General features: G+C 34.1%; 14 protein-coding genes and 2 other annotated features. Of the genes, 1 reads left to right on the plus strand and 13 read right to left on the minus strand.

Features of this window, described 5'->3' with window-relative positions; genetic code table 11:
- Positions 1-46 precede the first annotated feature (46 nt).
- The 11 genes from KI356_RS01670 to KI356_RS01720 all read right to left on the minus strand — a co-directional run bounded on the left by KI356_RS01670 (position 47) and on the right by KI356_RS01720 (position 12,568).
- Positions 47-583 carry a GNAT family N-acetyltransferase gene (locus KI356_RS01670; RefSeq protein WP_212934630.1) on the minus strand — a complete coding sequence of 179 codons (537 nt, stop codon included), beginning with the start codon at positions 581-583 and terminating at the stop codon, positions 47-49.
- Positions 584-669: 86 nt separating this feature from the next.
- Entirely contained in the window at positions 670-1,350 is a 681-nt protein-coding gene (locus tag KI356_RS01675; protein ID WP_128281365.1) for an MgtC/SapB family protein, read from the minus strand.
- 159 nt (positions 1,351-1,509) lie between these two features.
- Positions 1,510-2,166: a YkyA family protein gene (locus KI356_RS01680; RefSeq protein WP_128281366.1), complete on the minus strand. Its 657-nt coding sequence runs from the start codon at positions 2,164-2,166 to the stop codon at positions 1,510-1,512.
- Positions 2,167-2,181: 15 nt separating this feature from the next.
- Positions 2,182-3,003 carry a peptidoglycan-N-acetylglucosamine deacetylase gene (locus KI356_RS01685; RefSeq protein ID WP_212934631.1) on the minus strand — a complete coding sequence of 274 codons (822 nt, stop codon included), beginning with the start codon at positions 3,001-3,003 and terminating at the stop codon, positions 2,182-2,184.
- Positions 3,004-3,403: 400 nt separating this feature from the next.
- Complete coding sequence (locus KI356_RS01690) at positions 3,404-4,405, minus strand: LCP family protein (protein ID WP_128281368.1); 1,002 nt, start codon at positions 4,403-4,405, stop codon at positions 3,404-3,406.
- A gap of 356 nt (positions 4,406-4,761) precedes the next feature.
- Positions 4,762-7,065 carry a glycoside hydrolase gene (locus KI356_RS01695; protein WP_212934632.1) on the minus strand — a complete coding sequence of 768 codons (2,304 nt, stop codon included), beginning with the start codon at positions 7,063-7,065 and terminating at the stop codon, positions 4,762-4,764.
- A 295-nt stretch (positions 7,066-7,360) separates the two neighbouring features.
- Complete coding sequence (locus KI356_RS01700; RefSeq protein WP_212934633.1) at positions 7,361-7,573, minus strand: DUF6366 family protein; 213 nt, start codon at positions 7,571-7,573, stop codon at positions 7,361-7,363.
- A gap of 151 nt (positions 7,574-7,724) precedes the next feature.
- Positions 7,725-8,618 carry a homoserine kinase gene (gene thrB / locus KI356_RS01705; RefSeq protein WP_212934634.1) on the minus strand — a complete coding sequence of 298 codons (894 nt, stop codon included), beginning with the start codon at positions 8,616-8,618 and terminating at the stop codon, positions 7,725-7,727.
- Positions 8,615-9,673: a threonine synthase gene (thrC, locus tag KI356_RS01710; protein WP_128281371.1), complete on the minus strand. Its 1,059-nt coding sequence runs from the start codon at positions 9,671-9,673 to the stop codon at positions 8,615-8,617. Before thrC ends, thrB begins: the two co-directional genes overlap by 4 nt.
- Entirely contained in the window at positions 9,666-10,961 is a 1,296-nt protein-coding gene (locus KI356_RS01715) for a homoserine dehydrogenase (RefSeq protein ID WP_212934635.1), read from the minus strand. Before KI356_RS01715 ends, thrC begins: the two co-directional genes overlap by 8 nt.
- A 154-nt stretch (positions 10,962-11,115) precedes the next feature.
- Positions 11,116-11,347, minus strand: a binding site (T-box leader).
- 114 nt (positions 11,348-11,461) lie between these two features.
- Positions 11,462-11,693, minus strand: a binding site (T-box leader).
- A gap of 236 nt (positions 11,694-11,929) precedes the next feature.
- The gene (locus tag KI356_RS01720) at positions 11,930-12,568 is read right to left on the minus strand and encodes a pyridoxamine 5'-phosphate oxidase family protein (RefSeq protein WP_212934636.1); all 639 of its coding nucleotides are present in this window, start codon (positions 12,566-12,568) and stop codon (positions 11,930-11,932) included.
- 81 nt (positions 12,569-12,649) lie between these two features.
- Here KI356_RS01720 and KI356_RS01725 point away from each other — a divergent pair, with 81 nt between their 5' ends.
- Positions 12,650-13,258, plus strand: a complete 609-nt coding sequence (locus KI356_RS01725) for an NUDIX hydrolase (RefSeq protein ID WP_212934637.1) — start codon at positions 12,650-12,652, stop codon at positions 13,256-13,258.
- A gap of 52 nt (positions 13,259-13,310) precedes the next feature.
- Here the strand turns inward: KI356_RS01725 and KI356_RS01730 are convergent, their stop codons facing one another.
- Both KI356_RS01730 and KI356_RS01735 read right to left on the minus strand, forming a co-directional pair.
- Positions 13,311-13,649, minus strand: a complete 339-nt coding sequence (locus KI356_RS01730; protein WP_212934644.1) for an SdpI family protein — start codon at positions 13,647-13,649, stop codon at positions 13,311-13,313.
- Between the two features lie 71 nt (positions 13,650-13,720).
- A complete protein-coding gene (locus KI356_RS01735) occupies positions 13,721-14,548 on the minus strand; it encodes a peptidoglycan-N-acetylglucosamine deacetylase (protein WP_212934638.1) in 828 nt (275 codons plus the stop codon).
- Positions 14,549-14,662 lie beyond the last annotated feature (114 nt).

Consider the following 14,662-nt stretch of genomic DNA (forward strand, 5'->3'; position numbering starts at 1 on the left):
TTTTTCATTCTTGTAAACTGAGTTTGCATAATAAAATTATTGTTCTCTAAATTGATAGTGATTTGTATAAACAATCCATATCTCGCCAAGCATATGCTATTTCTTCTATATTTAGTCTTTCTAAAAATTTTGTATCAATTTTTTCAGGATTATATTTTTCATAAAATTTTTTAGAAGGATTATTAGAGACAACCCAAACCAAAAGAGATTGCATATTATTTTTTTTACAATCTGATAGTAAAGCTTGAAATAAACGTTGTCCTATCTTCATTCCTTGATACTCTTGTAAAATGTATATTGCATATAATTCCCCATCACAATTATATGTCCCCGTTCTTTCAGCTCCACCATCGATAAATCCGATGATTTCCCCATTTAACGTCTCTGCTACAAACCTATATTGGTTCTTATCATCTTTTTGGAAGATGCTTTTCCACAGGTTTTCTCGTTGTTCATACGTTATATTGTCTAAAACCCCGTTAGAAAATATCCCTTTATACGTTGTTTTCCAGCTTTCCACATGCACTTTTGCTATACTTGCAATATCATTTTTCGTTGCCCTTCGAACATGTATCTCCATCACTTGTATCCCCCTTTGTAATTAATTATAGTAAAATGTTTCTTTTCATTAAAAAAAGAGTGAATTTTCATCACCCTTTTCAATCTTTTTTATCTACTTTCAACTTCAACAGATACGACATGATCGATTTCTTTTAGAGAACTATATAACTCAGTTGTATATAAATCTTCTGGAGCTAAAATTACCATTTCTAATTGCTGAGATGCTCCATTATCAATATCTTTAATTTTCACTCGCTTCACTTGCATATTTAAATTTTTAATTTGCTTAAAAATCCCATCTAACTCTCGATGCTCGTTCACGGTAATCTTTATTGATAAGTCCTTTTGTCTCAATGAATACGGTCCTGCAATTTTCACAATTTGAGGAAGTACATTGATTGCTAAAATGATTAAAATCATTGCAACCGTCGCTTGTATATAAAACCCTGCTCCAATCGCAATACCTAAAGCTGAAGCAGCCCATACCATTGAAGCTGTCGTTAATCCAGAAATAACGTCATTACTTCTTCGTAAAATTACACCTGCCCCAAGAAAACCGATACCACTAACAATTTGGGCAGCTAATCGCATTGGATCCATATTCGTATGACCCGGTACAGAATATACATTTACAGATTCAATTGAAACCATTGTAATTAAACAACTTGCTACAGAAATAACCATACTTGTTTTCACACCAAGCGGTTTATTCTTTAGCTGCCTATCTATCCCGATGAATAATCCTAAAAAGAGTGCTAAACCTAATTTGAATAAAAACACATATGACATATTTCATTCTCCTTACTTTACAATGTTTTCCTTTGAATAATACACTATAACTCTTTTATGATATCAATTCCAGTCTTTTCTATTCATTTAACGACAAAAGCCGAAAAAACATTTTTCACAATGTTTCCCCGGCTTTTTTATTACGATTAAGGTCATTCTTTATTTTTGTTCTTTAGTCTTAATCTGTGCATCTTTGTAAAATGCTAATTTACTGTCATTATACTCTTTTGTGTATTTGTTAAATTGTTCTTTCGCCTTTTGAGCTTCCACATTTAACTCATTAACAGTTTTAACTTTTTCACCAATTTCTTTTAACTTCGTTTCTTTTACTTTTAATTTTTCATACAGCTCTTTTTCAGTCGCCAAGGCTTTCGTGTAATCCTCATTCATCTTTTGAAATGCATCATAACGGTTTTTATACGACTCTTCTACTGCTTTAGCTTGTTTTTGCAATTTCTTATCTTCAAGCTTCTCTATATTGCTTTGAACTGATTTCGTCTCCTTCTGAGCTTTCTCTAACAGTTCTTTCTCGTTTTTCAATACTGTCTCACGCTCATTTACATTTGCAGTAGCTTCCTCTATCTTTTTCGTAACTGCTTCATTATGTTCTTTACCTTCTTGCAAAATTTGAGAATATAATTCTTGCCCTTGCTTTTCTAATTGCTCTAACTTTTTCGTATCATCAGCTAACGATTTTTCTTGTGTCGCTGCTGTTTCAAAAGCCGTATATAAATTTTCTTCTGGTTTTTCACCGAAACAACCTGATAATAATCCTACTGATAATGCTCCAACTACTGCTATTTTTCCATACTTCAACTTCAATTCCTCCAATTACATACGGTTATCGTGCCAGAAATTCACTGGGAAGTGATTCTCTTCATGGTATGACTCAAATTCATAACCTTTTTCTTTTAGACCCTTCAAAATTGCTGGCACAGCAGCAACTGATTGCGGGTGAATGTCATGCATTAAAATGACTTCTTGCGGTTTTGTTGCACCAGCTAATACATTTTGAGCGATTTGCGCTGCCGCTGCATCAACTGGTACTTTATTGTATTTCCAGTCTAAAGAGTCAATTGTCCAGTCCCACACTTTCAAACCATCCTCAACTACTTTATTTCGGAGACCTTCATTTAAACCAGGCATCGATCCGTATGGAGGACGTGTTAATTTAGGGGCTTTCCCAATAATATTTGCGATTAAGCCTTGATCTTCTTTCATTTCATTAACATACTCGCCATTTTTATATAACTTCGCAAAACTGTGTGTCATACTATGCATTCCAACATAATGTCCTTCTGCATTTTCACGTTTTACTAAATCAGGAAACTGTTTCACATTCGCACCAATTAAAAAGAATGTCGCCTTCGCATCATGCTGTTTTAACATATTTAATAATTCAGCCGTATATTTTCCTGGCCCATCATCAAATGTAAGATAAGCAACTTTTCTTTCCATTCCGTTAAAACGACTTGGTGCCGTTTTATTCATTTCAACTTTTGATTGTTCACTTGCAAGCTGCACTATATTTTCTTGCTTCGCAACAGCTTTTGCTGGTGAAGTAATAGATTGAAACATGAAATACCCAATAGCTACTACTGCAATCGCTATTAAAACAACTACAACTCGTTTAATTTTAAAAGCCTTTTCCATTCTATCGAATCCCTCTCCCTATTAATCTCATATATAAATCACCCAATATAATTATACATCTATTTATTTTATTACACTATATAAACAGACTTTATATGTATTATAATGGAAGTTTTATCAAAATTGTTGTACTCTTTTCATGCCAATTCTTAATTGTACTATGTACAACGTTCAAGAAGATTTGTTTTAAATTTGCAATGAGATGAATCTATTTTCTCTACTTTAGGAGTCAATTACCAATTCTTCTTCTCTAGTATATCGTACAATTGCACCTTTTGTTTATATAAATTTAAATGATTTAAATATAGACTTGAAAAATTCAGTAGCTTTTCTACTAAAAAACAAATGAAGCAATCCATTTCCATAAAAAAAGATTGGCTGAGGCCAACCTTTTTTATACTTATTCATTTCGAGTTGATTTTGGTGTAACACCTAAATGCTCATTTAACTTATTCGAAATATCTTTTACATTTTTTTCGTTTGGAATGTAATAATAAATACCACCAATACGTTTATCGGTACCTTCAATTTGCATTTTTTCCATTTGCAGGTCAGATCCAGCCATATTTCTCGTAATAGCAAGCATATCATCAAATGTTAAGTTTGTTTTCATGTTGTTATCCATTGCATCAAGTAAAGAGCCCATTTTGCTAATTGATTGAACAGACATAGCTTTTTTCGCAATTGCTTCAATTACAAGTTGTTGTCTTTGACCACGCATTGCGTCACTGTCAATTTTACGCGTTCTCGCAAGTGCAAGGGCTTGTTCACCATTTAAATGTTGGTAACCTTTTTCTAAATGAATCATACCTGCTTGGTCTTTACTATCTTGTTCTGTGAAAGTAACCGGTACATCAATATCAATACCACCAATTGAATCTACAATTTGTACAAATGACTCAAAGTTAAACTTCACATAATAATCAACTGGAACATTTAAAAATCTTTCCACTGTATCTCTTGTACTTTCAACACCACCAAATACGTGTGCGTGTGTAATTTTATCTAATTTCTTTCTAGATGGAATATAAACACGTGAATCACGAGGAATACTTACTAATTTAACGGATTTATCATCTTTATTAATTGTCGCTAATAAAAGTGCATCTGTTCGAACCGCTTCGCCATATTGGCTTTTTCTCATGTCACTTCCGTCGACACCCATGATTAAAATCGAAATATTATCCTTTAAAGGTTCCACTTCTTTGTCCCTTTTTGATGACTTATCAATTTTTGCATATGCATCACTTACAACAGCTTTTGCTTTGTTATATATAAACGATCCATATCCTACTCCTCCAAAAATAAGTAGGAAAAATGGAATTAAAATGAACCATTTTATTGTTTTTCTTTTAGAACGTTTTTTACTACTTCTCGTATTTTGTTCTAATTCAGAGCTCATGTTCATTCTCCTCTCTTTCTCTTTTCCTAGTATAATATATGTCTAGTAATCTTCATATTGAATTTCCTTTCAATCACCTTACATTTTTGTAAGGTTACTTCATAAATTCAATATGTATTCCATTTCACATTATACTCTCGTGCTTATTTTTAGCAAGTCACTATTTATCAACTTCAAAAATTCAACACTTCAAAACATTCGAATTTACAAATTTATCATTCTTTTATTTGCGGGTAGTAAGATTTTCACCTCGCAATTTAGCCATCACCAATCAAGTTTTTGCCGTGAAATCTTGATTGGTGATGGCTAATAATCAGTGAGGGATAAATCCCCCCACTGATTAAAGTTGCATTTTATTATTTCTCATTTGGTGTGTATATCATTTGCTTCCCATGATTATAAATTAAAGCTGACTTTGCTTTTATTTTCGTTTTTTCTATTTCCACATCATCATTAGAGAAATTCACAATGATTTTAATATCTTTTCCATATGAAGCAGATTGTACTAGCTTATCTTCTGACAGATATGCAAAGGCCGTCATTTCTTCTTTTACTGCCTTTTCATGAACATCATTCCAAACTTTCAGATGCTCTGTAATTTCTTTTTTATGCTTATTCCACTCTACTTCATCTAAATGGTACAACGGAGGAACATTATACAATAATTCATATAACATACGATTTCCAACCTCGTCCTTTACCTTCAAACTTCCCCATTCCCAGTGGTGCGTTGTAATAACCGAATCATTGTATACTAGTTTATATAATGGCACCGAATATACTGGATTTAAATATACTTGCTTATATTCTTCTTTCAACGGTACTTGTTTTGCATATTTTTCTGGAACATTTTGATTTGGTGACCAATACCCACCGACATAATACGGACTTGTTTTATTTTTCCTCATATCTTCATCGTCCCATTTAATTACAGGCGTTTCAATTCCGTGCGCAAATGCAATTGTACTACTTGCAAAATCATTTCCACCTTCAGAACCTACTACCATCCCTTTTTCTTGCGCGATATAATCCATTCGTTTTAATCGTGCTTTTAAATCTTGTTCTTGTGTCGTTACATGTTTTGTTGAATAATCATCATAAATTTCACCCGTCGCATCACAATCAATAAACCATGAATTATATTTAGGGCCATTTTGTAATATATCGTTCATTCGTTCTTTTACACTAGGAAGTGATAATGTCGGATTTAGTTTTCGTCCTCTCCCTAAAAACCCTTGCACCTTTTCTCCATTTTTCTTCGTTACAGTTGCCTCTTCATATAACGATGGATCATTAAAAGATGCTGTATTCCAATTCTTATCACCTTTCTCATGAATTGAGTGATAAGAATCATACGGACCAATTAAATACCCCATTTTCTTAGCTTCTGTAACGAAATTAGGCTGCATATATCCTTGTTCCCAGTTCGGTAGACCAATCCACGCTTTGTCTATTCCTGCTTCTTTCATTTCCTTTATAATATCTGTCCCATCTGCGTTACCCCATTTACTTACTTCTTCAACCGCATCACCGAGTATCGACTTTAATAAATGCTTATTTAAGTTATATAACTCCACCTTCGATAAGTTATCTACACCTTTTTTTAATAACTCACTAGCCTCCTGATCAACTTTCGGGAAAATATCCTCTTTATACAATTCCTTCATTGATAATGCTTCGTTTACATAACGCAAAATAACATTTTTTTGATACTTATCAATGAAATCTTGTTTACTTACTTGTTCAAATACATTCAGTTCTCCAGGTTCTGAACTATTCTTTTGAATAAGCTCTTTTATATGGCTAAACAGCGGGCTATTTATTTGCTCCCTTAGCTTTGGCCAATTTACGTTACTTTCTGATAAACCATTTTGATTCCAAAAATAAAAATGACCTGCACCGTAAAGTTTTTCAATTTCTTTGTTTTTTCTAGCCTTTTCTTGTAATGTTTTAAATTCACCTTTTTCAATAACATTGTCCTTGTATAGTTTTGCGATACTTACTGCATCATTATTTGTCACATATAATTGAAAGCCATATGTTTTATTTTTATTTATACTCGGGAATTCATGTATAAAATCAAACCCTATTTTCGGGTCCGAATGAAATTTCAATTCATTATTAAACATATTGTTCGCAATATATACAATCGAATATTTCGACCCATTTAATGCGAAAAATTTCATGGAAAATGATTCAGCAAATGAATATGCATCATCCTTCAAAAACTTCTTCCAATTCTCATCATTACTTGGAATTTGCTTACCTTCCCATAACGGAAGTGTATAATTTTCAGCTTGTACTTTCGGCCATGTAAAACTTTCTGCACCAGTCGATTCCACTTCAATATTTAAGTGATCTTTTTTCTTTTCTAAGTTTACTTTTACTTTTTGATCTGGATATTCCCACGATGTGCGATCCTTGTCTTTTTTCAAATTCGACACCTTCATTTTCGGTAACGGTTGTGATGCCCGTTCCTTTATACCATCATGTTCTACAGTTAACGTGAACGTCTCTGGATTTACATCGTAAGTAAAATCTTTATACGTCGCTTTCTTTATTTTAGACTCTTGTAAAGCATCATTACCTTTTACATCACACCCGACTAAAGTCGAAAATGACATAGTAGTAAGAAGACATATTGCTATCATTTTTTTCATCTTCTGCACCTCCACCACTGAATATACAGGTGCTTTGTTACAGGAATGTGGCAAAAAATAATAGGACTGTCCCAAAATCCGAACTTTGAAATGGAGCTATGTTCTTATTAAGTAAATTTACTACAGTACATGAAATTATATCGACTTGGCTACAAAATATCACAATAATATCCTACCTATTAACAAGAGAGGGCCGTCCCAAAAAACTTTTTGGACGGCCCTCTTCAAAGTATAAAAATAAGTTCATTTTCACTAATTATGAGTTCAAACAAATCAAGATTTAAACAAACTGTCCTTAACTGAAAAAGTAACTGTATATAATATAGCCTAAAACTAGCACTAAAATTACTATCCCTGTATCTTTCCAATTCATGCCACCTGCCATATCAACAGGGCTACCTGATTCCGATCCATTGAGCCCATCACTCAAAGAACCAGTAGGATTATTTTTCAATTCACTTTGTCTTATGCGTTCTCTTTTTTCTTCTGGTGACTCTTTTGAACTCATATAATCACCTCCAGAATTAATACGCTCTTTACTCAAACATACAAATTAATGTTCATTTTATATTCTCTTTTTAAAACATTATTCCTCCCGAAAAATCCCCGTTAAAATAGATTCCCCATAACTTAAAGAAAGCTAGCAATGCTAGCTTTCTTTATAATTCAATACGTTCTTCTTTATTTACAGTAATCCCTTTATGATCGATTTCAAGTTCACATACGTTCATAGTTGTAAATACTCTCGCTAGTTGCTCAGCAATTTCTTGACGTTTCTCATACGGCGTTAGTATAAAAACTGATGGTCCCGCACCACTAAGCGCTGTGCCATATGCTCCGAATTCTTTTGCACATTTACGAATTGATGGTAATAACGGTACAAGTTCTAAACGATATGGCTCATGGAAATGATCTCTTTCCATCATTTCACCTACAACTTCCCACTTCTTTTGACATAACGCAGCTACTAATACGTTACTTATCGCACTAGCCTTAACCGCTTCATGAAACGGAAACATCTCTGGTAATACAGATCGACTTTCGTCCGTATTTAGCTCTTCATTTGGAATAAGAGAAATTACGCCTAACTCCTTGCTTTCAATCCTTACGACCGAAACATTCTTTCCATCAAGTGCTCCGATTACAGTTCCACCTAAAATAGAAGCAGCAACATTATCTGGATGTCCTTCAAAATTTGTAGCAATTTGAACTTTTTGATCAGTTGTTAAATGTAAATTTCCAAGTTGATTCGCAAGTTCTATACCTGCTACAATTGCTGATGCACTACTTCCTAACCCTCTTGTCAGCGGAATATTACTAGTTACTTCTATTATATGGGGGGATAAAGAAGGACATACTTTACATGCCGTGCTAACAATTAAATTTTTATCATCTTTTGGAATTGAATCGTCAAAGGAATGTATAACTTGCCATTTATTAGCTTCTCCCTTTACACTCACTTCTAAATATAATGACAAAGCTATTCCAACGGAATCAAATCCTGGTCCAACATTTGCTGTACTAGCAGGAACACGAACGCTTAATGGTATCACGACATAATCACCCCTTTTATATGATCTTTAATTTGTTCTATATCATTTGAAACACTTGCAATGTCTATTTTATTAGAAGAAATAGCAATATCAGGATCTTTCAAACCGTTTCCAGTTAATACTGCAACAACTGTTTCGCCTTTTTTGATTTTTCCAGATTGAACATGTTTAATTACGCCTGCTAATGAAGCATTTGATCCTGGCTCAGCGAAAACCCCTTCCGTTTTTGCTAACAATCTATACGCATGTAATATTTCTTCATCTGACACCATATCTATTTCACCATTGGACTGCTCTGCAGCCTCTACTGCATACGACCAACTTGCTGGATTACCGATGCGAATCGCTGTTGCAATTGTTTCAGGTGCCTCAATGACATGTCCTTTTACAATTGCTGCTGCTCCTTCCGCTTCAAAACCGTGAATTCTTGGTTTCTTATAGCCTTTTTCTTTCTCATATTCACAGAACCCTTTCCAGTATGCTGTAATATTACCCGCATTCCCAACAGGGATAGCTAAAACATCTGGTGCACTTTGCAACTGGTCACAAATTTCAAACGCTGCTGTTTTTTGTCCTTCAATTCGATAAGGATTCACTGAGTTTACTAATGTAATTGGCTCTTCCGCAGCGATATTTCTTACAGCCTTAAGTGCATCATCGAAATTCCCTTCTATTGAAATAATTTCAGCTCCATAAGCGACTGCTTGTGCTAATTTCCCATGCGCAATCTTTCCTTCCGGGATTACGATAATACATTTCATTCCGAGGCGTGCCGCATACGCGGCAGCTGATGCTGACGTATTACCTGTTGATGCACAAATGATTGCCTCCGAACCTTCTTCCTTCGCCTTTGCAACTGCCATTACCATACCACGATCTTTAAACGAGCCTGTCGGATTCGCTCCTTCATACTTCCCGTATAACTGAATCCCTAATTGTTTTGATATATTTAATAATGGAATAAGGGGTGTATTCCCTTCCATTAAGCTTACGTCAGGTGTGTTTTCATTCACTGGTAAATAAGAAGCATATTGTTTTAATAGTCCTTTATACATATTGTTTTTCCTCCTCAATAATATAGTAACTGTTTATTTCACTTGCGACAGCTTCTATCGCTCCTAAAACTCGTTCAAATTGATACTTTGAAGTTTGATGTGTCACAACAACGACTTCTGCAAGTTCCCGGTTTAAAGGTAATTGGATAACTTCTTTTAAACTTACAGAATAGTTAACGAAACATTCTGTTACTTTTTGCAACATCCCTGGCTCATCTCGTAATGAAATACGTAAGAAATATTTCGAAACAACTTCTTCATCTCCTTGTAATTCGTAAGGCACTGGTTCTTTTAACGCACTTTTATTTTTCGGAACTTGATTCATATTTTTAACGATTGAAATAATATCACTTACTACAGCAGATCCAGTCGGTAACTTCCCAGCTCCAGGTCCATAAAACATCACTTCTCCTACTGCTTGACCGTGAACATACACCGCATTGAATTCATTATTTACATTCGATAACGGGTGATGACTTGGTAATAAAGTCGGTTCTACGCTTAAATGAATGGCTGATCCTTGTTTCTCTGCTTTACCAATTAACTTCATAGTAAATCCTAATTTTTCAGCCATTTGTAAATCTTCTTTTTCAACCTTTCGAATCCCTCTTACTTGCACATCATCTAAAGAAACATTCATCGAAAATCCTAAGTTTGCAAGTATTGCTACCTTTCTCGCCGCATCTAGCCCATCTACATCTGCTGTCGGATCTGATTCTGCGAATCCTAATTTTTGCGCTTCCTGTAAAGCCTCTTCATAAGACCATCCCTTTTGACTCATCTTTGTTAACATATAATTTGTTGTTCCATTTACAATTCCCATTATTTTTTCAATTTGATCTGAAGCTAATCCGTCTGTTAATCCTCTTAACACCGGAATACCACCCGCTACACTTGCTTCATAACATAGATCACAATCATTTTCGTTTGCCAGTTGGAGAAGCTCTGCACCGTATACAGCCATTAAATCTTTATTTGCTGTAACGACATGTTTCTTGTTTTGTAAAGCCTTAACAATATGCTGTTTTGCTTCTTCAATTCCGCCCATTACCTCTACTACAATATCAATATTTGAATCATTTAGAACTTCATCGACATTACTTGTTACTACGATTCCATCAATGCAAACATCACGTTCTTTTTCTAAATCACGTACAACGACTGTCTTTACCTTTACTTCATATCCTGTATTAAGAGCGATTTTTTTATAATGTTCTTTCAAAATATGGACAACACCACTTCCGACCGTACCTAAACCGATTACTCCAACATTAATTACATTATTCATCTTCTAATCTCCTCCTAAAATTTTATTTTTCGCTTTTATCAATCACCTTGCTCTGCCATTTTCCCATGCAGGTGGTGGTTATTTCCGTACGTACTAATCGTTTCATGTTACAGCACCTCCCTTCAAAGTAATAAAAAAACACACTCATCCCTAGGAAAGGGACGAATGTGTTTTCGTGGTTCCACCCTTGTTCCAACCTAGACTTATTTCCTTCTAGATTGCTCAAGTTCAGATAACGGCTGATACCGTCAATAATTACTAGATTACTCGTTCACTATTGAAGTTCAAAGGTGGTAAAACCATTTCTCGTGTTAGGAAGCTCACAGCCTTGGCTTCCCTCTCTGTAAACCGTAAAAATGATTTCATGTCCTTATCGTTACTTTTTCGTTCATGTTTATTTGTTAACTCATTATACTCGCATAAAAAACAAAATCAATATATTTTTTAATTATTTTAAATTTTCAATCTTAAAACCTATAAAAAAACACACTCATCCCTAGGAAAGGGACGAATGTGTTTTCGTGGTTCCACCCTTGTTCCAACCTAGACTTATTTCTTTCTAGATTGCTCAAGTTCAGATAACGGCTGATACCGTCAATAATTACTAGATTACTCGTTCACTATTGAAGTTCAAAGGTGGTAAAATCACTTTTCGTGTTAGGAAGCTCACAGCCTTGGCTTCCTTCTCTGTAAACCGTAAAAATGATTTCGTGTCCTTGTCATTACTTTTTCGTTCATGTCTATTTGTTAACTTATTATAGTTATCAAATTTTTAAAAAGCAAGCCTATTTTTATTAACTATTTTCAAGATAATTTTTTATTATATTTCACAATAGCATTTCACAAAGACTACTCTTATTACGTATCCTACAACTTCGCAACTTATAAATCAGCTGTTCACACATGAAAATCTCATTCTAAAACGAAAAGATCCCGCTCTCACTGAAACTATATTAATAAAGGAATTTTCAATACAATCTTTTCGTATAGCTTTCTTCTAAAGAGCGTGCAACATCCTCTTCTGAAGTATTAACTTTCGCATGCTCCAGCAACATTTTTGCAGCAGAAGGTAACTCTTTTTTATTTAACCAAGATTCTGGATCCCACATCTTAGAACGAATAAAAGCTTTTGCACAGTGAATATAGCATTCTTCTATTTCAACAACAATTCCGAGTAAAGGATTACGTCCATTCGCCTGCATTTCTTTTAATATTTCTTCATCGCTTGTAATATATGCTTTACCGTTTATTCGGAGTGTTTCCCCAAGACCAGGAATAAAAAAGATTAACCCTACGTGCGGATTTGAAATAATATTTAAAATAGAGTCTATACGACGATTTCCCGGTCTTTCTGGAATGACAATTTTATTTTCATTTAATACGTATATAAATCCAGGTGCATCCCCTCTTGGCGAAGCATCACACTCTCCTAATTTATTTGCAGTAGATAACACTAAAAAAGGAGATTTAGACAGAAAATCTACACAATGATAATCAAGTGATGAAATAACTTTTTTCAAGGCCCGCTCACTTGGTTGCCCCAATATTTGTCGTAATTCTTCCTCTGTTGAAATAATCGATTTTATTTCCTTACTTTCTATCCCCACTTATACCCACTCCTTTTTCTTTATTTTCCCAAAATTCAATACGAATATTGTATAATAAAATTTGCAGAAAGGGGAATTAAAATGACAGAGTGGTTAACGATATTTGATACTGAAGGAAATACACTTGGAAAAAAATTACGTGATGAAGTGCATCGCGATGGCGATTGGCACGAAACATTTCATTGCTGGTTTATAGAAAAAGATGATGAAGATATGTTCTTATATTTCCAATTACGCTCTAAAAATAAAAAGGAGGCTCCAGGTATATGGGATATTACTTCTGCTGGACATATTATGCATGATGAAGATGTACAAATTGGCGGTCTTCGTGAAATTGAAGAAGAATTGGGGCTTTCCTTTCAAACTACTGATTTAGCATACAAAGGAATCTTTAAAATAGATTATGAAATTTCAAATCTTATTGATCGTGAGTTTTGTCATATGTATTTTCACAATGTAATAAAACCACTTCCATTTGCACCAGGTGAAGAAGTAGACGATGTGATGAAAGTACATGCAACTACTTTTCTACAACTATTAAAGAGAGATATTTCATCTATAACGACTATTTCTGCTCTAAACAGTAAACCGATAACGATAACATTTGAAGATATTTATCCGTATGATCTTGAATACTATGAATTTGTTGTAGAGCAAGGAAAAGAATTGCTAAAAAATAATAGTTTGTAATTAAAATATGACTCCTAGCTTATATTACGCGGGAGTCATGTTTTGTTTTTTATTATTGTTCAAGTATCTTCAATCTTTTCTCTACTCGTATAAATAAGCGAATGATTAACAATAGCATAACAATCATAATCGCTATCATTGTATGTGGATATCTAAACAGTATACTAATAACACTTCCAATTAACATCATGATGAATCCGTTTTGCTTCATCACTTCTGCACTATACCTGTTACCCTCATCCCATAATTCCTTATTTTTCATAGATCGTTTCGTACGATAACCATATGCCGCGTTAATATCTGTCGGTGGATTTTTTTGAAGAATAAGTGCAGCAAGTATAAATATAATACCAATCAATAGGCTCATTCCTATGTTTACTAGTGCATCAATCAATTATATCCCCCCTAACTTACACTTTCATTATACTATACAACTTTAAAAAATCCCAATTATTAACATTTTTATTTTCTCTCTTTAGATGTCTGAAACATACTTGGAAGTGTTACAAAACGTGCTCCTTTCGTTTTTAACTGCGGAATGATTTTGTCTAGTGCATCTACAGATCCTTGTAAATGCCCACCTGGAGTTGAATGTTGCAGTATGACACTACCAGGAAATGAATTCCCTAACACATTATTTGTAATCGTATCAGCACTTACACCTTTCCAATCAACTGTATCAACACTCCACTGTACAATCATAAAATTTTGCTCAGTCGCCCAATTCAATTGATTTTCAAGTATTTCACCATACGGCGGACGTATAAATTTAGGAGCATAGCCAGCTAAACGTTTTAATATTTCTTCTGTTTTTATAATTTGATTCCGGTACTCGGCCTCATTTACTTTCGCTAAATTCGGATGATTATACGTATGATTACCAATTACATGCCCTTCATTCGCGATACGCTTTACTACATTCGGAAACTTTTCTGCATTTTCACCAAGCAAGAAAAAAGTTGCTTTCACATTATGGTGTTTTAACTTATCTAAAATTTTTGGCGTAAATACTAAATCTGGTCCATCATCAAATGTAAGAGCTACTTCCGCTTTATTGTATGGTCCTGAAAATGCATACGCATATTTCTCAACCCATGAAAAAGGTGTCCATGATCCACGATCTTCTTTTATTTGAACTTCATAATTTTGAGGAACATGTAAAGCGTATGGCAATGAGCTTATATAGTCTCCATAATAAAATGGAGGATATGGCATATAAGCATACGAAATATCTCGTTCTAGCCCCGATTGAAATGGAACGAACATTTCTGGTGAATAAAAATAATACATGATAAAAACCTCCCTAAAATTTCATATGTGATTCAGCTGCACTTTGTTAGAGAAATTCTTATTCATAAACAAAAATAAGACTGTCCATAATTAGGACAGTCTTACTGCTTTATA

Origin of the sequence: Bacillus hominis, assembly GCF_018332515.1 — a bacterium.
In the GTDB taxonomy this organism is placed as follows: Bacteria; Bacillota; Bacilli; order Bacillales; family Bacillaceae_G; genus Bacillus_A; species Bacillus_A hominis.

Bases quoted from the DNA above. Each gene is read 5' to 3' on its own strand.
- KI356_RS01715 (WP_212934635.1), bottom strand. From the start codon at position 10,961: ATGAATAATGTAATTAATGTTGGAGTAATCGGTTTAGGTACGGTCGGA.
- KI356_RS01685 (WP_212934631.1), bottom strand. From the start codon at position 3,003: ATGGAAAAGGCTTTTAAAATTAAACGAGTTGTAGTTGTTTTAATAGCG.
- KI356_RS01735 (WP_212934638.1), bottom strand. From the start codon at position 14,548: ATGTATTATTTTTATTCACCAGAAATGTTCGTTCCATTTCAATCGGGG.
- KI356_RS01725 (WP_212934637.1), top strand. From the start codon at position 12,650: ATGACAGAGTGGTTAACGATATTTGATACTGAAGGAAATACACTTGGA.
- KI356_RS01700 (WP_212934633.1), bottom strand. From the start codon at position 7,573: ATGAGTTCAAAAGAGTCACCAGAAGAAAAAAGAGAACGCATAAGACAA.
- KI356_RS01690 (WP_128281368.1), bottom strand. From the start codon at position 4,405: ATGAGCTCTGAATTAGAACAAAATACGAGAAGTAGTAAAAAACGTTCT.
- KI356_RS01675 (WP_128281365.1), bottom strand. From the start codon at position 1,350: ATGTCATATGTGTTTTTATTCAAATTAGGTTTAGCACTCTTTTTAGGA.
- KI356_RS01695 (WP_212934632.1), bottom strand. From the start codon at position 7,065: ATGAAAAAAATGATAGCAATATGTCTTCTTACTACTATGTCATTTTCG.
- thrC (WP_128281371.1), bottom strand. From the start codon at position 9,673: ATGTATAAAGGACTATTAAAACAATATGCTTCTTATTTACCAGTGAAT.